Consider the following 19,530-nt stretch of genomic DNA (forward strand, 5'->3'; position numbering starts at 1 on the left):
AGGAGCCCTCCTTTACGTCGTCGCCGACCCGAAGTGCAAGTCGAGGGGACCCCACCTCGGGTGGGTCTTCTCACGTGTGCTAGCCCGGCCGTCTGCCGTTTTGTTCTCCCGTTCACAAACTCCTACAGTGACGGAGTCCACGCGAGGTTCGCGGGGACTGGAAAGAGCAAGCTGTGACCGCACGGACCCCCGACTCTGCCCGGGACATCCCCGAGGCGACCGTCGCCAGGCTTCCCGTGTACCTGCGTGCCCTGACCGGCCTGGCCGAGGACGGCACGACCACCTGCTCGAGCGAGGAGCTCGCCGCGACGGCGGGGGTCAACAGCGCCAAGCTCCGCAAGGACCTCTCCTACCTCGGCAGCTACGGCACCCGCGGCGTCGGCTACGACGTGGAGTACCTCCGCTACCAGATCGCGCGCGAGATCGGCGTGACGCAGGACTGGCCCGTGGTCATCGTCGGCATCGGCAACCTCGGCCACGCGCTCGCCAACTACTCCGGGTTCCGCAGCCGCGGCTTCCGGGTCGTCGCGCTGCTCGACGCCGACCCCGACCGGCACACCGACGTCGTCGCCGGGCTCGAGGTCAGGAGCTTCGAGGACCTCGAGGCCATCGTGACCGAGCACGACGTGTCCATCGGCGTCATCGCGACGCCGGCCGTCGCCGCGCAGTCGGTCGCCGACCGGATGGTCGCCGCCGGCATCACCAGCATCCTCAACTTCGCGCCGACGGTGCTGACGGCGCCGGAGGGAGTCGACGTGCGCAAGGTGGACCTCTCGATCGAGCTCCAGATCCTCGCCTACCACGAGCAGCGCAAGGCGGTCGCAGGGTCGGAGGACGTCTCGTGAGCGTCCTCGTCGTGGGGATCTCCCACAAGTCCGCACCGGTCGACCTGCTCGAGCGGCTCGCCCTCGACGCGGACGGCACCGTCAAGCTGATCGCCGACGTGGTGGGCGGCGAGCACGTCACCGAGGCGACCGCCATCGTCACCTGCAACCGCCTCGAGGTCTACGCCGAGGTCGACCGCTTCCACGGCAGCGTCGAGGACCTCTCCGGCCTCCTCGTCGCGCGTGCCGGGCAGTCCACCGAGGCGCTGCTGCCCCACCTCTACGTCCACTACGACGAGGGCGCGGTCTCCCACCTCTTCCAGGTGGCCGCCGGCTTGGACTCGATGGTCGTCGGCGAGGGCCAGATCCTCGGCCAGACCCGCGACGCGCTGCGGGTCGGGCAGGAGCACGGCACGGTCGGCCCTGCCCTCAACACCCTGTTCCAGCAGGCGCTGCGCGTCGGCAAGCGCGCCCACGCCGAGACCGACATCGACCGGGCGGCTCCGTCGCTGGTCAGCACCGCGCTCGAGCGCAGCGTCGTCCCCGTCGCGGGGGCGCGCACCCTCGTCGTCGGCGCGGGCGCGATGGCCTCACTGGCGGTGGCCCACCTCTCGCGCGGCGGCGCGGCGAGCATCTCCGTGCTCAACCGCTCCGCGGGGCGTGCCCAGCGCCTCGCCGACGAGTACGCCGCCACGTCGCTGCCGCTCGACCGGCTGGCCGCGGAGCTGGCCGACGCCGACCTCGTCGTCTCCTGCACCGGCGCGCCCGAGCCGCTGGTGCGTCTGGCCGACGTGGCCGCGGCCCGCGTCGGCAGCGACCGGCCGCTGACGGTCATCGACCTCGCGCTGCCCCACGACGTCGAGCCGACCCTGGCCGACCTGCCCGGCGTCCAGCTGATCAACCTCGCCGGGCTCGCCGACGAGCTGCGCGGCCTCGAGGCGACCGCAGGCGTCGACGACGTGCGCACGATCGTCGGGCAGGAGATCGCCGCCTTCCTCGCCGTACGCCGGCAGGCGAGCGTGACGCCCACCGTCGTCGCCCTCCGGTCGATGGCCACCCACGTCGTCGACAACGAGATGGCACGGCTCGCCACCCGCCTCCCCGACCTCGACGAGGCCACCCGCGCCGAGGTGCTGCAGACCGTGCGACGTGTCGCCGACAAGCTGCTCCACGAGCCGACGGTCCGGGTCAAGGAGCTCGCCGACGCCGAGCCGGCGGTGTCCTACACCGCGGCCCTCGCCGAGCTGTTCCGCCTCGACCCGCAGGCCGTGGACCGCGTCACCCGAGCGGACGGCAAGCCATGAGCAGCACCATCCGCCTCGGCACCCGCGCCTCGGCGCTCGCCACCACCCAGTCCGGCCACGTCGCCGACATGATCCGCGGGCGCCTCGGCCGCGAGGTGGAGCTCGTCGAGGTCTCGACCGAGGGTGACGTCAACCGCGCGCCGCTCGCCACGATGGGCGGCACCGGAGTCTTCGTCAGCGCCCTGCGCGACGCCCTCCTCGACGGCCGGGTCGACGTCGCCGTCCACTCGCTCAAGGACCTCCCCACCACCCCCGCCGACGGCATCACGCTGGCCGCGGTGCCGCCGCGCGAGGACCCGCGCGACGTGGTCGTCGCCCGCGACGGGCTGACGCTGGGCGAGCTCCCGGTCGGCAGCAGGCTGGGCACCGGCTCGCCGCGCCGCGTCAGCCAGCTCCACGCGCTCGGCCTGGGCCTCGAGCTCCAGGGCATCCGCGGCAACGTCGGCACCCGGATCCGCAAGGTCCGCGACGGCGAGGTCGACGCGGTCGTCCTCGCCCGTGCCGGGCTGGCCCGCCTGGGTCGCCTCGACGAGGTCACCGAGGTGCTCGACCCGCTCCAGATGCTCCCCGCGCCCGGTCAGGGTGCGCTCGCCGTCGAGTGCCGCACGGCCGACGCCGAGCTCGTCGCCGCGCTGGCGCGGCTCGAGGACCCCTCCACCCGCGCCGCGGTCACCGCCGAGCGCGCGGTCCTCTCCACCCTCGAGGCCGGTTGCTCGGCCCCGCTGGGTGCCCTCGCCGACGTCGTCGAGGGCGACGACGGCGAGGAGCTGTGGCTCCGCGCGGTCGCGCTGTCCGAGGACGGCGGGCTCTCGGTGCGGATGAGCGCCACCGGCCCGGTCGCCGACGCCGCGGCCCTCGGCACACGCCTCGCGAGCCTGATGCTCGACGAGGGAGCAGCAGACCTGATGACGGCATCACCCATCACGACAGCACCTTCGCAGGACCACCAGTGAGGAACCAGCACGCATGACGCGAGTACAGACCCCGCAGGCCAGCACGTCCGGAGCCAAGGTGGCGAGCCCCGCTCCGGGCTGGGTGTCGTTCGTCGGCAGCGGACCCGGTGACCCGGGCCTGCTGACGGTGCGCGCCGTGGAGCTGATCAGGTCCGCCGAGGTCGTCGTCACCGAGGCCCCCGACCACGCCGACATGGTCCGCACCCTCCTCGGCCTCGTCGAGGGCCCCGACGGTGACGTCGAGGGCGGCCCGGAGATCGTCGACGGCGGCTTCGGCGAGGACGGCCAGCCCCTGACCCACGCGGCCCGCGCCAAGGTCGTCGTCCGCCACGGCAAGAAGCAGCGCGTGGTCCGGCTGATGACCGGCGACCCATTCCTCTACGCCTCCGGCCCCGAGGAGGCGCAGGCCTGCGTGAAGGCCGGCGTCGGTTTCGACGTCGTGCCGGGTGTCTCCTCGGTGAGCGCGGTCCCGGCCTATGCCGGCATCCCGCTGACCGACAAGCGCCACAAGGAGATGGCTGTCGTCACCTGCGGCGACAAGGTCGACTGGAGCGCCTACGCCGACGACCGCACGCTCGTCCTGCTCTCCGGCGTCGGCAGCATCGGCGAGACGGCCGGCGCGCTGGTCGAGGCCGGCCGCTCGCCCCAGACGCCCGTCGCGATCACCCGCGTCGGCACCACGACCGAGCAGCAGACCCTCGTCTCCACCCTGGCCACCGTCGCGGCCGACGTCCGCTCCGCCCGCATCGCCCCGCCCGCGATTATCGTGATCGGCGACGTCGTCGACCTGCGCCAGACGCTGTCGTGGTTCGAGACCAAGCCGCTCTTCGGCTGGCGTGCCCTCGTGCCCCGCACCAAGGAGCAGGCCGGCTCGCTGTCGCGTCGCCTCCGCGAGTACGGCGCGGTGCCCGAGGAGGTGCCGACCATCTCCGTCGAGCCGCCGCGCAACCCGCTCCAGATGGACAAGGCCGTGCGCGGGCTCGTCGAGGGCCGCTACGAGTGGATCGCCTTCACCTCGGTCAACGCCGTGAAGGCCGTGCGCGAGAAGTTCGAGGAGTACGGCCTCGACGCGCGCGCCTTCTCCGGGCTCAAGATCGCGGCGGTCGGCGACAAGACCGCCCAGGCGATCGCCGCCTGGGGCCTGCGTGCCGACCTGGTGCCGTCCGGTGAGCAGTCCGCCGCCGGCCTGCTCGCCGACTGGCCGCCCTACGACGAGGTGCTCGACCCGATCAACCGGGTCTTCCTCCCGCGCGCCGACATCGCCACGGAGAACCTGGTGGCCGGCCTGATCGACCTCGGCTGGGAGTGCGACGACGTCACCGCCTACCGCACCGTGCGGGCCACCCCTCCGCCGGCGCCGGTGCGCGACGCGATCAAGACCGGCAAGTTCGACGCCGTCGTCTTCACCTCGTCCTCGACCGTGCGCAACCTCGTCGGCATCGCCGGCAAGCCGCACCCGTCGACGATCATCGCCGTCATCGGCCCCGCCACCGCCAAGACCGCCGAGGAGCACGGCCTGCGGGTCGACGTCCTCGCCCCGTCGCCCGACGTGGAGGTCCTGGTGGACGCGCTGGCCGACTTCGGTGCCTCCCGGCGCCTGGCGATGCTGGAGGCCGGCGAGCCGGTCACCCGCCCGAGCGAGCGCACCGCGTCCGGTCGCCGCAAGGCCCGCGCCAAGTAGTCACCACGGCTGGGGAAGGATGAGCGCGTGACCGAGGAGCAGCAGATCGAGACCCCGCTCGTGCGGCCCCGCCGACTCCGGCGCACACCCGCGCTGCGGCGGATGGTCGCCGAGACCCATGTGGTGCCGAGCTCGCTGGTGCTGCCGGTCTTCGTGCGCGAGGGCCTCGACGAACCCCGGCCGATCGCGTCCATGCCGGGGGTCGTGCAGCACTCCCGCGACTCGCTCAAGGCGGCCGTCAGCGAGGCTGCCGAGCTCGGCCTCGGCGGGGTGATGCTCTTCGGCATCCCCGAGCACAAGGACGCCACCGGGTCCGGCGGCATCGACCCCGCCGGCGTGCTCAACCTCGCGATCACCGACGTGGTCGCCGAGGTGGGCGACCAGCTGACGGTCATGTCCGACCTCTGCCTCGACGAGTTCACCGACCACGGGCACTGCGGGCTGCTCACGCCCGACGGCGAGGTCGACAACGACCAGACGCTGGCGGCGTACGCCGAGATGGCGCTCGCGCAGGCCGCGGCAGGTGTCGACATGGTCGGGCCCAGCGGCATGATGGACGGTCAGGTCGCCGTGGTGCGGCAGGCGCTCGACGCCGCCGAGCACAGCCACGTCTCGATCCTCGCCTACTCCGCGAAGTACGCCTCGGCGTTCTTCGGGCCGTTCCGCGAGGCCGTCGACTCCTCGCTCGTCGGGGACCGCAAGACCTACCAGCAGGACCCCGCCAACGCGGTGGAGGGCGTGCGCGAGGTGCTCCTCGACGTCGAGCAGGGCGCCGACATCGTGATGGTGAAGCCGGCCCTGGCCTACCTCGACGTGATCCGTCGGGTGCGCGACGCCGTCGACGTACCGGTCGCGGCCTACAACATCTCCGGCGAGTACTCCATGGTCGAGGCCGCCGCGGCCAACGGCTGGATCGACCGCGAGGCCGCGATCCTGGAGACCCTCACCTCGATCCGCCGCGCCGGGGCCGACGTGGTGCTGACCTACTGGGCCTCCGAGGCCGCGCGGCTCGTCCGCCGCTGAGGCGGCTCGCCGCCCGCGTCAGGGGCTGAGCAGGCCGTCGATGCAGGCGTTGAGCGCCGGGAGGTCGAGCGCGGAGATGCCCGACGCCAGGCACTGGGTCTGCGCCTGCACCCACGTGAGGGTCGACGGCACCGCGGTCGGGACCGGCAGCGTGGGCACGACGGTGGGCAGGCTCGTCGGCACCGGAGTGGTCGGCGTGGCCGTCGGCGTCGTGGTGGGCGTCGGAGTCTGGGTCGGGGTGGGCGTCTGGGTCGGGGTGGGCTTGCTCGTCGGGGTGGGCTTGCCGGTCGGGGTGGGCGTCGCGCTCGGCGTGCTGTCGCCCTTGCCCCCGTCCTTGCCGCCCTTCCCGCCCTTGCCGCCGTTCGTCCCGTCGCTCGTGCCGCCCCGGTCGCCCTGGCCGCCGCCGGGCTTCGGCGGCGCCATGGACGTCTCCGGGAGCACCACCGAGCTGGGCGTCGAGGTCGGGACGGCGCTGAAGTCGCCGTCCTGGTAGGCCCGCATGATCTCGAGGACCAGGTCGACGTAGGCGTTGGAGTGGTTGTAGCGGTAGACCGCGGCGCGCTGGCCCTGCTCCTGGGAGAGGTCGTCGTCGCCCGAGCAGAGGTAGACCGCCGTCGCGAGCGAGGCGTCGTCGATGTCCTGAGGGTTGCGGGTGCCGTCGTTGTCGCCGTCCACGCCGACGACCGCCCAGGTCGAGGGGATGAACTGCATCGGGCCGACCGCCCGGTCGAAGCGGGTGTCGTTGTCGTACTCCCCGCCGTCGGTGTCGGGGATCAGCTGGGTGTGGTTCTTGCCGTCGAGCGCGACACCGTAGATGCCCGGTCGTGCCACGCCCTGCTCGTCGAGGGTGTTGCCGCCGAAGCGCCCGTGGTCGGACTCCACGCGGCCGACGGCGCCGATGAGCTCCCACGGCAGCTGGCAGCCCGAGTCGGCCTTGTCGATCACCGACGCGGCGCGCTGGTAGGCGGCGAGGGCGGCCTGCGGGATGTCGGTGGGCTCGCCGGGCGTGACGGCGGCGGCCCGCTCGAGCGCGTCGTCGCCGACGCTGGCCGGCGCCTCGATGACCGCGGCGGGCAGGCTGGTGCCGTCGGGGAGCGTGTGCGAGCCGTCGGAGTCGGCGGTGGCGGTCTGGACCCCCACGCCCGCGAGGCTCGCGGTCCAGGCCGCCGAGAGGACGGCGAGCGGGATGATCGCGGTCACTCGATGGAGCCGGCCGAAGCTGGACATTGGACTACTTCCCCCTGGAGTCGGAACAGGTGCCGATCATGCCCCGTGCGGGGCGCCTCACACCTCGTCAACGACGAAACTTCGGCCCACGTTACGCGGCGGTTCACGTGTGGGCCAGTGCACAGCCCCGGACCCCGGGCGTACGCCGAGTGGGTGAGGCTTGCACGTCTGCGTGACAATGACCGGGTGACCTCCGCGACGACGACCACCTCGACGACGGCGGCGAGCGAGGCGCTCTTCGAGCGTGCTCGAGCCGTGACCCCGGGCGGCGTGAACTCACCCGTCCGGGCGTTCAACGCGGTCGGTGGCACGCCGCGCTTCATCACCTCGGCGTCGGGCGCCTGGCTGACCGACGCCGACGGCAACGACTACGTCGACCTCATCTGCTCGTGGGGTCCGATGCTGCTCGGTCACGCGCACCCCGACGTCCAGGCGGCGGTGGCCGGCGCGGTCGCACGCGGCACGTCGTACGGCACTCCCACCCAGCCCGAGGTGGAGCTCGCCGAGGAGATCGTCGCGCGCACGCCGGTCGACCGGGTGCGCTTCGTCTCCTCCGGCACCGAGGCCACGATGTCGGCGATCCGCCTGGCGCGCGGGGCGACGGGTCGCGACCTCGTGGTGAAGTTCGCCGGCTGCTACCACGGACACGTCGACCCGCTGCTCGCCGAGGCCGGCTCCGGCGTCGCGACGCTCGCGGTGCCCGGCACCAGCGGCGTCCCCGCCTCGTCGGCGGCCGAGACGCTGGTGCTGCCCTACAACGACCGCGAGGCGGTGTCGGCGGCCTTCGCCGCCCACGGGTCCCGGATCGCGTGTCTGATCACCGAGGCCTCGCCCGGCAACATGGGCGTGGTCCCGCCCGCACCGGGCTTCAACTCCTTCCTCTCCGAGACCTGCCGCGCGCACGGTGCGCTGTTCATCAGCGACGAGGTGATGACCGGGTTCCGCGCCACCGAGCAGGGCGGCTGGGGACTCGACGGCGCGATCGAGGGCTGGGTGCCCGACCTGATGACCTTCGGCAAGGTCATGGGCGGCGGGTTCCCGGCTGCGGCCTTCGGTGGCCGGGCCGACCTGATGGCCCATCTCGCGCCCGAGGGCCCCGTCTACCAGGCCGGCACGCTCTCGGGGAACCCGGTCGCCACGACCGCCGGCCTCGCCACGCTGCGCCTCGCGACACCGGAGGTCTACGCCCAGCTCGACCGCACGGCCGAGACGATCCGCGAGGCGGTCACCGCGCACCTCTCGGCCGCGGGCGTGCCCCACGTCGTGCAGACCGCAGGCACGATGTTCTCGGTGTTCTTCCGCGACGGCGCCGTCCACGACTTCGCCGAGGCGAGCACGCAGGACACCACGGCGTACGCCGAGTTCTTCCACGCGATGCTCGACCGGGGCGTCTACCTGCCGCCGTCGGCCTACGAGGCGTGGTTCGTCTCCGCGGCCCACGACGACCGTGCGGTGTCCACCATCGTCGACGCGCTCCCGGCCGCGGCCCTCGCGGCCGCCCGGGCGGGGGGACACTGACATGGGCGAGCAGACGATCGTGCACCTCCTGCGCCACGGTGAGGTGCACAACCCCGGCGGCGTGCTCTACGGCCGGCTCGACGGCTTCCACCTCTCCGACCTGGGCCGCCGGATGGCCGAGCGGGTCGCGGAGACGATCGGCGGGCGCGACATCGTCCACCTGCGCACCTCGCCGCTCGAGCGCGCCCAGGAGACCATCGCGCCGCTGGCGAAGCGACTGGGCCTGACCCCCGAGCTCGACCGGCGGGTCATCGAGTCGAGCAACAAGTTCCAGGGCGTGAACTTCGGCAGCGGCGCCGCGACGTTCCTCAAGCGACCCGCGCTGCTGCGCCACATGTACAACCCGCGGAAGCCGTCGTGGGGCGAGCCCTACGACGAGATCGCCGGCCGGATGGTCGCGGCGCTGCACGACGCCCGCGACGCGGCGCGCGGCCACGAGGCCGTGGTCGTCTCCCACCAGCTGCCGATCTGGACGACCCGCCTGTTCCTGGAGAAGCGCAGCTACCTCCACCACCCCAAGCACCGGCAGTGCACGCTGTGCTCCCTGACCAGCGTGGTCTTCGACGGCGACCGGATGGTGCAGGTGCGCTACTCCGAGCCGGCCGGCGACCTGATCCCGGTCGGCGACCGCTCCGCCCCGTTCTCCGCCGGCGGTGCTCCCGACGAGGAGCGTCCGTGAGGCTCGCCCGTGCCGCGCTCGGGGCGCTCGTGTGCGTGCTCGTGCTGGCGGGCTGCTCCAACCTGGGCGGCACCGGCGACAAGGGCTACATCACCGGCGCGGGCGTGCCGGTGGAGGTCGCTGCCCAGGATCGCGGCAAGCCCCTGGAGCTCACCGGCGAGGACCTCGAGGGCAACCCGGTCGACGTCGCCGAGATGCGGGGCAAGCCGGTCGTGGTCAACGTGTGGTGGTCGGAGTGCCCGCCGTGCCGGGTGGAGCAGCCCGACCTCAACGAGGCGGCCGCCGAGCTCGGCGACCAGGCGACCTTCCTCGGGCTCAACATCCGTGACTCGTCCGCCGCGAAGGGCCTCGCGTTCGCGCGCAACCTCGACGTGACCTACCCGTCGATCTACTCGCCCGACGGCTCGGCCCTCCTCTCCTTCGCCGGCACGCTCAACCCGCGGTCGATCCCGAGCACGGTCGTCCTCGACGCCGAGGGTCGTGTCGCCGCCTCGGTCCAGGGTCGGATCCCGACCACGCAGACACTCCTCTCGCTGGTCGAGAAGGCCGCGGAATGAGTGACTGGTTCCAGTCCACCGCCCTGTCCGGGTCGCTGGTCCTCGCCCTTCCGGTGGCCCTGGTCGCCGGGCTGGTCTCGTTCTTCAGCCCCTGCGTGATCCCGCTGCTGCCGGGCTACCTGTCCTACGCCACCGGCCTCTCGGGCGCCGACCTCGAGGGCGCCCGCCGCAGCCGCATGGTCCTCGGGGCCGTGCTCTTCGTCCTGGGCTTCGCGGTGGTCTTCGTGCTGCTCGGCAGCCTCACCGGGGCGGCCGGCGCCTGGCTCTTCGTCCACACCCGCCAGCTCAACGTCGTGCTCGGTGTCATCACGATCCTGCTGGGGGTCGCGTTCCTGGGCGGCATCGGCTTCCTGCAGCGCGACTGGCGCATCCACCGGGTGCCCGCGGTCGGCCTCGCCGCCGCCCCGCTGCTGGGCTTCCTCTTCGGGCTCGGCTGGGCTCCGTGCGTGGGCCCGACCCTGGCCGCGATCAACATCCTCTCGGTCAACGAGGCGACCGCCACCCGGGGTGCGGTCCTCTCGGCCGTCTACGCCCTCGGGCTCGGCCTGCCCTTCATCGCCGCGGCCGTGGCCTACCGCCGGATGATCCGTGCGTTCACCGCCATCCGTCGCCACCAGGTGCTGATCATGCGCATCGGCGGCGTGATGATGATCGCCGTCGGGGTCCTGCTGGTCACCGGCTGGTGGGACTGGGCCGTGCAGTGGCTCCAGGGCACCCTCGTCGACGGGTTCTCGGTGCCGGTGTGACCGACCTCAAGCACCGGCCGTCCGACGACCGCCAGGCCACCGCGCTGCCGATGGACCTGACGGCGCGCGAGCTCGCCCGGTGGAGCTGGCGCCAGGTCACCTCGATGCGTACGGCGCTGGTGCTGCTGCTCCTGCTCGCCCTCGCCGCCATCCCGGGCTCGGTGATCCCGCAGGAGAACATCGACTCCCTCGCGGTGTCGCAGTGGCGCGACAACCACCCGCGGCTGGCGCCGATCTGGGACCGGCTCGACCTGTTCTCCGTCTACGGCTCGGTGTGGTTCTCGGCGATCTACATCCTGCTGATGATCTCGCTGGTCGGCTGCATCATCCCGCGCCTGTTCGTCTACGCGCGCGCCCTGCGGGCCAAGCCCCCGAGGGCGCCCCGCCACCTGCAGCGGTTGCCCGAGTCGACGTCGTACACCTGCGACGAGGACCCCGAGGTCGTGCTCACCCGCGCGGCGAAGGTCATCAGGAGGCGTCGGTTCCGGGTCGTGCGGCTCGAGGGATCCGACGCCGTCTCGGCCGAGCGCGGCCATCTCCGCGAGGCCGGCAACCTGGTCTTCCACCTCGCCGTGATCGTCGTCCTTGTCGGCGTCGCCACCGGCAGCCTCTTCGGCTACAAGGGCGGCGTGATCATGTTCAACGGCGAGGACTACGGCTTCTCCAACAACCTCACCCAGTACGACGACTTCGCCCCGGGCAGCCTCTTCGACCCGTCGGTGATGGAGCCGTTCACCTTCAAGATCACCGACTTCGACGTCAGCTGGATCACCGATGGCCGGCGCACCGGCATGGCGCGCGACTTCGTCGCACACCTCGACTACACGACCGAGCCCGGCGCGGAGACGCAGGAGTACGACCTCAAGGTCAACCACCCGCTCACCATCGGCGGCACCGACGTCTTCCTCATCGGCCACGGCTACGCGCCGGTCATCACGATCAAGGACGGCGACGGCAACGTCGTGCAGTCGGGACCGACGGTGTTCCTGCCGACCAACGCCCAGACCTTCGAGTCGTTCGGCGTCATCAAGGCGCCCGACGCCCAGCCCGACCAGCTCGGGCTGGAGGGCACCTTCTACCCGACGTTCGCGATGAGCCGCGACGCCGAGGGCAACCTCAGCATGCCGGCCTCGGTGTTCGGCGACGCCTACGACCCGCTCGTCTCCCTCTTCGTCTACACCGGCGACGTCGGCCTCGACGACGGCAGCGGCTCCTCGGTCTACGTGCTCGACAAGAGCAGGACCACGCAGGTGATGAAGAAGGACGGGCAGCCGTTCCGGATGGACCTGCGCCCCGGCGACACGGTCACCCTCCCCGACGGGCTGGGCAGCGTGACCTTCGACGGGCTCCAGCGCTGGAACAAGATCCAGGTCAGCCGCACGCCCGGCTCGATGGTGGCGCTGACCGGCGTCGTCGCGGCCCTGATCGGGCTGCTCGGGTCACTGTTCATCCGGCCGCGCCGCGTCTGGGTCCGGGCCCGCCGGCGGGACGACGGCACCACCCTCGTCGAGGTCGCCCGCCTCGACCGCTCGAACGGGGCCGTGCCCGGTGAGAGCACCGAGCTCGCAGACATCGTGGGGTCCCTCCGGGGATCCGAGAAGGAGTCGTCGTGACCGACGCACAGTGGGAAGTCTTCAGCTACCAGAGCGTCATCGGCGCCGCGGTGCTCTACTTCCTGGCCATGCTCGCCTACTTCGTCGAGCTCGCCGGGCTGCGCGCAGTGGCGCCCGACGAGGAGGTGGGCGACCGGCGCACGGCCGTGGCGGGCCGCCTCGGCCTGGTGCTGACGGTCTTCGCCGTGGTCGTCCACTTCGTGGCCCTCGTCGCGCGCGGCCTGGCGGCCGACCCCAACCGGGTCCCGTGGGGCAACATGTACGAGTTCACGATCTCCGGCACGTTCGTGGTCGCGCTCGTCTTCCTCGTCGCCACCAAGGTGTGGGGCACCGAGTGGCTGGGCCCTCTGGTCACCACGTTCGTCGTCGCCGCGCTGATGGCGGGCTTCCTCGCCCTCGACGACGCCGTGCTGCCGCTGCCCGACGCCCTCAACTCCTACTGGCTGGTCATCCACGTCGTCTCGGCGGTCATCTCGACCGGCGCGTTCACGATCGGTGCGCTGCTCTCGGTGCTCTACCTGGTCAAGAGCAGGTCGACCTCGGACAGGGGCTACCTCGCGCGGGTGCCCGACCTGCCCAAGCTCGACCGGCTGTCCTACCGGATGCACGCGTTCGGCTTCCCGGTGTGGACCTTCGCGGTGCTGATCACCGGTCCGATCTGGGCCCACCAGGCCTGGGGCGCCTACTGGAACTGGGACCCCAAGGAGGTCTGGGCCTTCATCACGTGGGTGGTCTACGCGGCCTACCTGCACGCCCGCGCGACCGCCGGCTGGCGGGGGCGCAACGCGGCCTACCTCGCGCTCGTGGGAGTGGCGACGCTGTGGTTCAACTTCATCGGGATCAACTTCTTCAGCAGCTCCAGCCAGCACTCGTACGCCAAGAGCACGGGGGCGGAGCACTCGCTGGTGCAGCGATCAGCCGTCGTCGACGTCCTTGCGACGGTCGAGGTCGCGCAGGAAGTCCGGGTCGTCGTCCGGGCCGATCACCCGAGGCTCTGACGACCCGCCGGTCCCGCCGTCGAGACGGCGCAGGGACAACCTGACCAACGTCCACACGACGAAGGCGATCACGGCGACCACCAGCAGGACCTTCAGCATTCCTCCAATGTAGTCGGCAGACCCTAGGCTGGGTCCCCGTGAGGGAGTTCGTCGTCTACACCGTCATGCGGATCCTGCTGTTCGCCGCCTCGTTCGGCATCGTCGTCGGCGTCATGGCGCTGCTCTTCGACGGTCGCTACCACCTCTTCTGGGCGATCGTGCTGGCGTTCCTGATCTCCGGGGTGGCCTCGTTCTTCGTGCTCGACCGCCAGCGCGAGGAGTTCGCGCGACGCGTGGAGAGTCGCGCGGCCAAGGCCTCGAAGGCCTTCGAGGAGCGCAAGGCCCGCGAGGACGAGGACTGACGGAGGGCTGATGTCCGCGCTGTCGGTGTCACGCAGCCAGGCGCTCACCTGGCGCCTGCGCCGCCAGCACCTGACCGGCGGGAGCGGGGCCGGCGACGCCGTCGAGGTGGTGCGCACCCTCGCCGCCGTCTCCGTCAACGGGAGTGACCCCGACCTCGCCGTACGCCGTCGGCTCGCCGCCGCGGGCGAGCCGGGGGAGGTGGGCCGCGCCCTGGCCGACGGCCGGCTGATGCACACCTTCTCGTTCCGCGGCTCCGTGCAGGTGATGGCGCCGGAGACCGCCGGGGCCTACCTGGCCCTGCGCTCGGCCGGACGCCAGTGGGCGCTGACGAGCTGGGTCGAGCACTACCGGCTGCCGGCCGACGAGTGGCCCGACCTGCGTGCGCTCGTCCGGGACGTCGTCGCCGCCGGTCCCGTGCATTCGCAGGCGATCGCGGACGCGGTGTCCGGCGGGCGCTGGGACCACCTCGCCCGTGAGTTCGCCGAGCCCAACATCACCCTCCTCAAGCCCTTCGCCTGGCAGGGCGACATCGCGCTCGCGCCGTCGCCGGACGGCTCGCTGATGCTCCAGGACCCGGCCGTCGCGCCCGGCTGGGCCGGGGTCTGGCCGCTCGAGGAGGCGGGACCCTGGGCCGTCCTCGACTACGTCTCCGGCTACGGGCCCACGACCCCGGACCACGTCGAGCACTGGCTGGGAGGCGGCCTCAGCGCCGGCCGCTCCCGGTTGACGCGGTGGTGGTCCGAGGTGGCCGACCGGCTCACCGAGGTCGAGGTCGATGGCGAGCGCCGCTGGCTCCGCACCGACGACGCCGACGAGCTGGCCGACACGCGTCCCGAGCCCTCCGCAGTGCTCCTGCCCGGCAAGGACGACTGGGTGATGGGGCCGGGGACGAAGGACACCTGGGTCGTGCCCGCGGAGCACCGCACGTCGATGACCCGCGGCGCCCACCCGGTGGTGGTCGACGGCGTCGTCGCCGGCACCTGGCGGCTCGACGGCGACACGGTGGACGCGACCTGCGACGTCCCGGGGCTCGCGGACGAGGCGGCCCGGCTCGGCGGCCTGATGGGGCGCGAGCTGTCGCTCAGAACCCCGTGAGGTTGTAGGGCGGCTCGTCGAGGTCGGCCATCGCGGCGAAGCGGCGTACGTCCTCGGCGGAGCCGGCGACGCGACCGGCGCGGTGCAGCGGGGCCACGCGGACGCCGCTGAGGTAGAGCGCACCGAGCGTCTCGGCGTCGAGCCGGACGTCGGCGGCCCGGTCGGTGAGCCCGACCTCGGCGACGCCGTCCGCGGTGGAGACGCGGAAGCGCCCGGCGGCGTGACCCTGCTGGTCGTCCACCTCGATCACGACGGTGCCGTCCGCCGCCCACGGTCGCGCCGTCAGCGCGCGCGGCACGTCGAGGAGGCGCAGCCACAGGAAGTGCCGGCTGGCGGTGTGCTTGAGGCGGTCGACGTCGACGAGCGCCCACTGCAACGGGTCGGCGGGATGGGCCAGGGTGAAGCTCACCTTCTGCACCCGGTCGGTGTGGGCCAGGAACGACCAGAGGCTGAGCTGCGTCGCCGGGTCGAGGGCGATCATCTCGGCGACCTTGAGCGTGTAGTCCTCGCCCCACGAGTAGACGACGAAGCCGTCCACGGTCTCGTCGGCGTCGAGGTGGACCGCGGCGCGGATCTTGGTGTTGGCGCCGCCCGCCTCGAAGTCGTAGGCCCCGGTGTGGATGTCCTCGTACTGCGCCGGCCACTCGACCGACCCGCGCTGGCGGGCGTGGAAGGCGTCGAAGACGGCCTTCACGTGCGGCCAGGCGTCGGCCGGCTCGATCATCTCGACGCGACCGCTGTCGTCGTAGGGGCGCAGGGCGAAGCCGGCGGACGTGTCGAGCTCGACGCTCTGGTTGAACGTCGCCGGGCCGAAGCCCCAGCGGCCGTAGATCGTGGCCTCGGACGCCGTCAGCGCCGCCACCGGGACGCCCTGCGCGACGGCGTCGGCGAGGTCGTCCTCGAGCAGGCGCCGCAGCAGGCCGCGCCGGCGGTGGGTGGCGCTCGTGGTCACGTCGGTGATCATCCGCAGCGGCAGCAGCCCGCGACCGGCGTTGAGGGTCTTGTCGAGGCTGGCGTAGGTCGCGACCGGCATCGCTCCGGCGCCGAACGCTCCCTCGGGCAGCCACGCACCGCTGACGTTGACGTGGTCGGTGCGGTAGTGGGTGGTCCAGCGCTGCACGAGCTCGTCGTCGGGACGCGGCTCACGGAAGCCCCGCTGCGTCGCGCCGATCCACCCCCGGCGACGGGCCACCGCCTCCTCGGAGTCGTCGGAGAAGTCGAGGCGGGCGAAGTTGTAGTCCACGGCCGAGACGCTAGCCAGCCGCTGCGTGCGCGGCCACGGGTTATCGCGTCCTCGGGTCAGGACGGGTCAGGCCAGGACGAGCAGGGGGGCGGCGACCAGCACCGACCAGATGAGCTCGGAGGCGCCGGTGGCGGCGAGGACCGGGATGAGCGCGGGGCCCGTCGCGCCCTGCAGCACCGACCGCGCCGGCGCGGCGATCCGGGCCAGGAAGGCGAGCCCGACCAGCGCCCACCACGTGGTGGCGGCGGCGACGGCGACCACCGCGGCGGCCGCGACCAGGACGAGGAAGGCGTAGAGGTAGCGGGTGCGCTCGTCGCCGAGGCGTACGGCCAGGGTGCGCTTGCCGGCGACGGTGTCGGTCGGGATGTCGCGCAGGTTGTTGGCGACCAGGATGGCGCAGGCGAGCGCGCCGATGCCGATGCCGGCGTAGAGGGCCGGCCACTCCCACGTCTGCGTCAGGACGTACGTCGTGCCGACGACCGCGACCAGCCCGAAGAAGACGAACACCATCACCTCGCCGAGCCCGAGGTAGCCGTAGGGATTGTCGCCGCCGGTGTAGAACCACGCGGCGACGACGCAGACGAGACCGACCGCGACCAGCCACCACGCGGTCGTGGCGGCGAGGACCAGCCCGGCCACGCCCGCGACCCCGAAGGCGGCGAAGGCGGCGGCCTTCACCGCGCGCGGCGTCGCCGCGCCGGATCCCACGAGGCGCATCGGGCCGACTCGGTCGGCGTCGGTGCCGCGGATGCCGTCGGAGTAGTCGTTGGCGTAGTTGACGCCCACCTGCAGGGCGAGGCTGACCACGAGGGCGAGCAGCGCCTTCCACCACTCGAGGTCCGCGAGCGGGGCCGGGTCGACGTACGCTGCGACGCCGGTGCCGGCGAGGACCGGCGCGACGGCGGCGGGGAGGGTGCGCGGCCGGGCGCCGGCGAACCAGTCAGCGGGTGAGGTCACCGGTGGATTCTGGCAGGGGAGCCTCGGGCTCGAGCATCGAGGCGGGTCCCGCGAGCGCCGAGGCTTCCGGGGCCGGGCGGTCCACCCGTGCGTCGGCGAGCACGTCGGGCGGCACGTGGGCCTCGAGGAATCGGCGTCCGGCGTGGGCGGCGTAGTGCAGCCCGACCGCGGCCGAGGTGACGATCGCGGCGATCGTGAGCCAGCCGTAGGCGCCCCAGTGCATCGCGAGGAAGCCGTAGACCGCAGGCGCCCAGAACCGGCCCAGCGTGCCGCCGAGCTCGGAGACCCCCTGGTAGTCGCCGCGACGACGGGGGTCCATCAGCTCGGCCTCGAAGGTCCAGCCCGAGGCCGACAGGAACAGCTCGGCCCAGGTGAGCACGATGTGTCCGAGGAAGAACATCACGATCGTCACCCAGCCGACCGTCTCGTGGGTGGCGAGGGTGATGAGGCAGGTCAGCACGAAGAAGACCGTCGAGAAGCGGACGGCGCGCAGGGCGGTGGAGACGTCGCGGATGCCGCGCGAGGCGACGCGGGGGAGCACGATGCACATGACCGTGTTGGTCGCGAACAGCACGGCCACCAGCACCTTGGGTGCGTCGGTCTCGGTGACCAGCCAGACCGGGATGACCGTGTGCAGCAGGACCTGGTTGGTCCACATGACGCCGGTGAAGAACGTGACCGCGATCCAGCTCTTGTTGCGGATCGCGGGGATGCCCTCCGGCTTGGCCCGCGGCTCGTCGCCGCGCACGTCGTGCGTCGCGTCGGGCAGCCGCAGGATCGCCGCGCTGTTGACCAGGTAGAGGGCGGCGGTGAGCACGGGCGTCCATCGCAGCACGTCGGTGCCGAAGGCGATCGCTCCCGCACCCAGGAACGCGCCCAGGCTGAAGCCGACGTTGAGCGCGGAGTACATGTAGGCGCGCGACTCCACCCGCTCCGAGGGCGGCAGCACGTCGATGACGTAGGCCCCGTGGGCCGCGCCGCCGAGCGTGCCCGCGACCTCCATGACCACGGCCAGCGCGACGTACTCCGGGAAGCTGTCGATGAAGGGCCACACCAAGAACAGCGCCCCCTGGATGATCGCGCTCAGCGACCACATCCGCTTGGGGCCGAAGTGGTCCACGAGCTTGCCGGCCGGCACCGCCACGCAGAAGCTCGCGACGGCCGCGATCGTGAGCCCGATGCCCACCTCGGCCAGCGACAGGCCCACGACCATCGTGAAGAAGACCGCGGAGCCGGCCAGGAACGTGCCCTCTCCGGAGGCGAAGAGGAGCGACTGGGTCGACAGCCGTCGGGCGAGGACCGAGGGTGGGCTGGCGTAGCGGATCAGTGCGGCGAACATCGTCGGACATCCTCTCCCGACAGCCCGCTGCGCGTCCTGTGATTAACGCGACCCTCGACCCTCGCTGGTTGAGCAGCGAGCGCCAGCGAGCGTGTCGAAACCAAGGCCCCCGCCGTCCGTCCTTCGTTGGTCGAGGAGGTCGCGCGGCGACCGTCACGAGACCCGCCCGCCCCGGGTCGCGCCCGGTCCGCCGGTTGAGCAGCGAGCGCCAGCGAGCGTGTCGAAACCAAGGCCCCCCGGCCCGACCGACACCGTCAGCAGAGGTGTGCACCTGTTCGGAAACATGTCTCCACAGATCCATTCGCGCAGGTCACGGTGTCGGTGGTCACTGGGAGGATGGACCCATGTCCACCACCGCCCCCGCACCGTCGCACACGGACTCCCGTGTGGTGCTCGAGCGAGCTGTGCTGGACCGGGCGGCTACGGCGATCACCGCCCGCCGGCAGGCTGAGGTCGAGGTGCTCGATGCTGCGTTGGAGTGGGCCCACGCCCACGTGGTCACCTCGGACGATGACGCAGCCGGGTGGCTGCCCGAGACCATCCACTCCTTGTTCGGGGAGCAGGCGGTCCCGATCGCCGGGCCCGGCACCCCACTGGTCGCGGAGTTCGCGGTCCACGAGCTCGCCGCGACCCTCGAGGTCTCCCACGAGGCCACCCTCGCGCTGCTCGGTGACGTCCTCGACCTCGCCCACCGCCTCCCACGCCTGTGGACCCTCGTCAAGACACTGCGGGTCCCGGTCCGGGTGGCTCGCGACGCGGCCCGGGAGTCCCGCGACCTCGACGTCACGGCGGCCGGGCACGCCGACCGGCTCCTGACCTGGCAGCCCCACCGGTTGAACCCCCACCGGGTCGGGGTCCTGGTCCACGAAGCCCGCCTCTACGCCGACCCCGACCGCGCGATCGCCGACCACGACGCAGCCCTCGCCGCACGACGCGTCGACGTCGACCACGACCGCGGCGCCCCCGGCGTCAGCGAGGTCTACATGAGCCTCGACACCGCTGATGCCCTCGCGTTCGACCACACCGTGTCCACGATGGCCACCACCATGCGGGTCCTCGGCCACCCCGGTGACCTCGACGTACGCCGCGCCCACGCCGTCGGAGTCCTCGCCGACCCCCAAGCCACGCTCGACCTCCTCACCGCGACCGACCTCGCCGACCCCGACCGGGCGATCTGAACCGCCCCGGGATGTCCGGAGAGCTGATTCGTTGGAAGGATCACTCTCATGGCACGTCCCTCGAAGTGAACCGCCCCGGGATGTCCGGAGAGCTGATTCGTTGGAAGGATCACTCTCATGGCACGTCCCTCGAAGTACCCGCCCGAGTTGCGTGAGCGCGCGGTGCGGATGGTGTTGGAGTCGCGTGCGGACT

Annotated in this window: 18 protein-coding genes; 14 read left to right on the forward strand and 4 right to left on the reverse strand. The window is 72.4% G+C overall.

What is annotated here, in order from left to right; translation table 11 throughout:
- Positions 1-173 precede the first annotated feature (173 nt).
- From IEZ25_RS14380 to hemB, 5 genes are read left to right on the forward strand one after another with little or no spacing between them, the layout of a single operon-like run.
- Positions 174-845, forward strand: a complete 672-nt coding sequence (locus IEZ25_RS14380) for a redox-sensing transcriptional repressor Rex (RefSeq protein WP_191200107.1) — start codon at positions 174-176, stop codon at positions 843-845.
- Positions 842-2,128, forward strand: coding sequence for a glutamyl-tRNA reductase (locus IEZ25_RS14385; protein WP_191200108.1), 1,287 nt, complete (start codon positions 842-844; stop codon positions 2,126-2,128). Before IEZ25_RS14380 ends, IEZ25_RS14385 begins: the two co-directional genes overlap by 4 nt.
- Positions 2,125-3,081 carry a hydroxymethylbilane synthase gene (gene hemC, locus IEZ25_RS14390; RefSeq protein WP_191200109.1) on the forward strand — a complete coding sequence of 319 codons (957 nt, stop codon included), beginning with the start codon at positions 2,125-2,127 and terminating at the stop codon, positions 3,079-3,081. The genes IEZ25_RS14385 and hemC overlap by 4 nt, the downstream gene beginning before the upstream one ends.
- A 13-nt stretch (positions 3,082-3,094) precedes the next feature.
- On the forward strand, positions 3,095-4,762 hold the full coding sequence (locus IEZ25_RS14395) for a bifunctional uroporphyrinogen-III C-methyltransferase/uroporphyrinogen-III synthase (RefSeq protein WP_191200110.1): 1,668 nt from the start codon (positions 3,095-3,097) through the stop codon (positions 4,760-4,762).
- Between the two features lie 27 nt (positions 4,763-4,789).
- Positions 4,790-5,785 (forward strand): porphobilinogen synthase, encoded by a 996-nt coding sequence (gene hemB / locus IEZ25_RS14400; RefSeq protein ID WP_318152244.1) that lies wholly within the window; start codon positions 4,790-4,792, stop codon positions 5,783-5,785.
- Between the two features lie 18 nt (positions 5,786-5,803).
- Here the strand turns inward: hemB and IEZ25_RS14405 are convergent, their stop codons facing one another.
- Positions 5,804-7,012: a lytic transglycosylase domain-containing protein gene (locus IEZ25_RS14405; protein WP_191200111.1), complete on the reverse strand. Its 1,209-nt coding sequence runs from the start codon at positions 7,010-7,012 to the stop codon at positions 5,804-5,806.
- Between the two features lie 186 nt (positions 7,013-7,198).
- On the opposite strand from IEZ25_RS14405, the gene hemL reads away from it, so the two are divergent.
- The 8 genes from hemL (at position 7,199) to IEZ25_RS14445 (ending at position 14,620) form a co-directional block, all read left to right on the forward strand.
- Positions 7,199-8,530 (forward strand): glutamate-1-semialdehyde 2,1-aminomutase, encoded by a 1,332-nt coding sequence (gene hemL / locus IEZ25_RS14410; RefSeq protein WP_191200112.1) that lies wholly within the window; start codon positions 7,199-7,201, stop codon positions 8,528-8,530.
- 1 nt (position 8,531) lies between these two features.
- Positions 8,532-9,209, forward strand: a complete 678-nt coding sequence (locus IEZ25_RS14415) for a histidine phosphatase family protein (protein WP_191200113.1) — start codon at positions 8,532-8,534, stop codon at positions 9,207-9,209.
- Positions 9,206-9,766 (forward strand): TlpA disulfide reductase family protein, encoded by a 561-nt coding sequence (locus IEZ25_RS14420; protein ID WP_191200114.1) that lies wholly within the window; start codon positions 9,206-9,208, stop codon positions 9,764-9,766. The genes IEZ25_RS14415 and IEZ25_RS14420 overlap by 4 nt, the downstream gene beginning before the upstream one ends.
- Positions 9,763-10,512: a cytochrome c biogenesis CcdA family protein gene (locus tag IEZ25_RS14425; protein ID WP_191200115.1), complete on the forward strand. Its 750-nt coding sequence runs from the start codon at positions 9,763-9,765 to the stop codon at positions 10,510-10,512. Before IEZ25_RS14420 ends, IEZ25_RS14425 begins: the two co-directional genes overlap by 4 nt.
- Positions 10,509-12,125: a cytochrome c biogenesis protein ResB gene (gene resB, locus IEZ25_RS14430; protein ID WP_318152245.1), complete on the forward strand. Its 1,617-nt coding sequence runs from the start codon at positions 10,509-10,511 to the stop codon at positions 12,123-12,125. The genes IEZ25_RS14425 and resB overlap by 4 nt, the downstream gene beginning before the upstream one ends.
- Positions 12,122-13,123 (forward strand): c-type cytochrome biogenesis protein CcsB, encoded by a 1,002-nt coding sequence (gene ccsB, locus IEZ25_RS14435; RefSeq protein ID WP_191200116.1) that lies wholly within the window; start codon positions 12,122-12,124, stop codon positions 13,121-13,123. The genes resB and ccsB overlap by 4 nt, the downstream gene beginning before the upstream one ends.
- Before the next feature lie 137 nt (positions 13,124-13,260).
- Entirely contained in the window at positions 13,261-13,524 is a 264-nt protein-coding gene (locus IEZ25_RS14440; RefSeq protein WP_191200117.1) for a DUF4229 domain-containing protein, read from the forward strand.
- 10 nt (positions 13,525-13,534) lie between these two features.
- Entirely contained in the window at positions 13,535-14,620 is a 1,086-nt protein-coding gene (locus IEZ25_RS14445; RefSeq protein ID WP_191200118.1) for a DNA glycosylase AlkZ-like family protein, read from the forward strand.
- Here the strand turns inward: IEZ25_RS14445 and IEZ25_RS14450 are convergent.
- The 3 genes from IEZ25_RS14450 to IEZ25_RS14460 all read right to left on the reverse strand — a co-directional run bounded on the left by IEZ25_RS14450 (position 14,607) and on the right by IEZ25_RS14460 (position 18,159).
- Complete coding sequence (locus IEZ25_RS14450; RefSeq protein ID WP_191200119.1) at positions 14,607-15,863, reverse strand: GNAT family N-acetyltransferase; 1,257 nt, start codon at positions 15,861-15,863, stop codon at positions 14,607-14,609. The genes IEZ25_RS14445 and IEZ25_RS14450 overlap by 14 nt on opposite strands.
- Before the next feature lie 66 nt (positions 15,864-15,929).
- Entirely contained in the window at positions 15,930-16,820 is an 891-nt protein-coding gene (locus IEZ25_RS14455) for a 1,4-dihydroxy-2-naphthoate polyprenyltransferase (protein WP_191200120.1), read from the reverse strand.
- Positions 16,804-18,159, reverse strand: coding sequence for an MFS transporter (locus tag IEZ25_RS14460; RefSeq protein WP_191200121.1), 1,356 nt, complete (start codon positions 18,157-18,159; stop codon positions 16,804-16,806). The genes IEZ25_RS14455 and IEZ25_RS14460 overlap by 17 nt, the downstream gene beginning before the upstream one ends.
- 344 nt (positions 18,160-18,503) lie before the next feature.
- Between IEZ25_RS14460 and IEZ25_RS14465 the strand changes: the two genes are divergently transcribed.
- On the forward strand, positions 18,504-19,337 hold the full coding sequence (locus IEZ25_RS14465) for a hypothetical protein (RefSeq protein ID WP_191200122.1): 834 nt from the start codon (positions 18,504-18,506) through the stop codon (positions 19,335-19,337).
- The last annotated feature ends 193 nt before the right edge of the window (positions 19,338-19,530 follow it).

The organism is Nocardioides hwasunensis, assembly GCF_014779665.1.
Lineage (GTDB): Bacteria > Actinomycetota > Actinomycetes > Propionibacteriales > Nocardioidaceae > Nocardioides > Nocardioides hwasunensis.

What these genes read in the sequence shown, in the direction of transcription:
- IEZ25_RS14445 (WP_191200118.1), top strand. Translation starts at nt 13,535, where the DNA reads ATGTCCGCGCTGTCGGTGTCACGCAGCCAGGCGCTCACCTGGCGCCTG.
- IEZ25_RS14415 (WP_191200113.1), top strand. Translation starts at nt 8,532, where the DNA reads ATGGGCGAGCAGACGATCGTGCACCTCCTGCGCCACGGTGAGGTGCAC.
- IEZ25_RS14405 (WP_191200111.1), bottom strand. Translation starts at nt 7,012, where the DNA reads ATGTCCAGCTTCGGCCGGCTCCATCGAGTGACCGCGATCATCCCGCTC.
- IEZ25_RS14395 (WP_191200110.1), top strand. Translation starts at nt 3,095, where the DNA reads ATGACGCGAGTACAGACCCCGCAGGCCAGCACGTCCGGAGCCAAGGTG.
- IEZ25_RS14460 (WP_191200121.1), bottom strand. Translation starts at nt 18,159, where the DNA reads ATGTTCGCCGCACTGATCCGCTACGCCAGCCCACCCTCGGTCCTCGCC.
- hemC (WP_191200109.1), top strand. Translation starts at nt 2,125, where the DNA reads ATGAGCAGCACCATCCGCCTCGGCACCCGCGCCTCGGCGCTCGCCACC.
- IEZ25_RS14465 (WP_191200122.1), top strand. Translation starts at nt 18,504, where the DNA reads ATGTCCACCACCGCCCCCGCACCGTCGCACACGGACTCCCGTGTGGTG.
- IEZ25_RS14425 (WP_191200115.1), top strand. Translation starts at nt 9,763, where the DNA reads ATGAGTGACTGGTTCCAGTCCACCGCCCTGTCCGGGTCGCTGGTCCTC.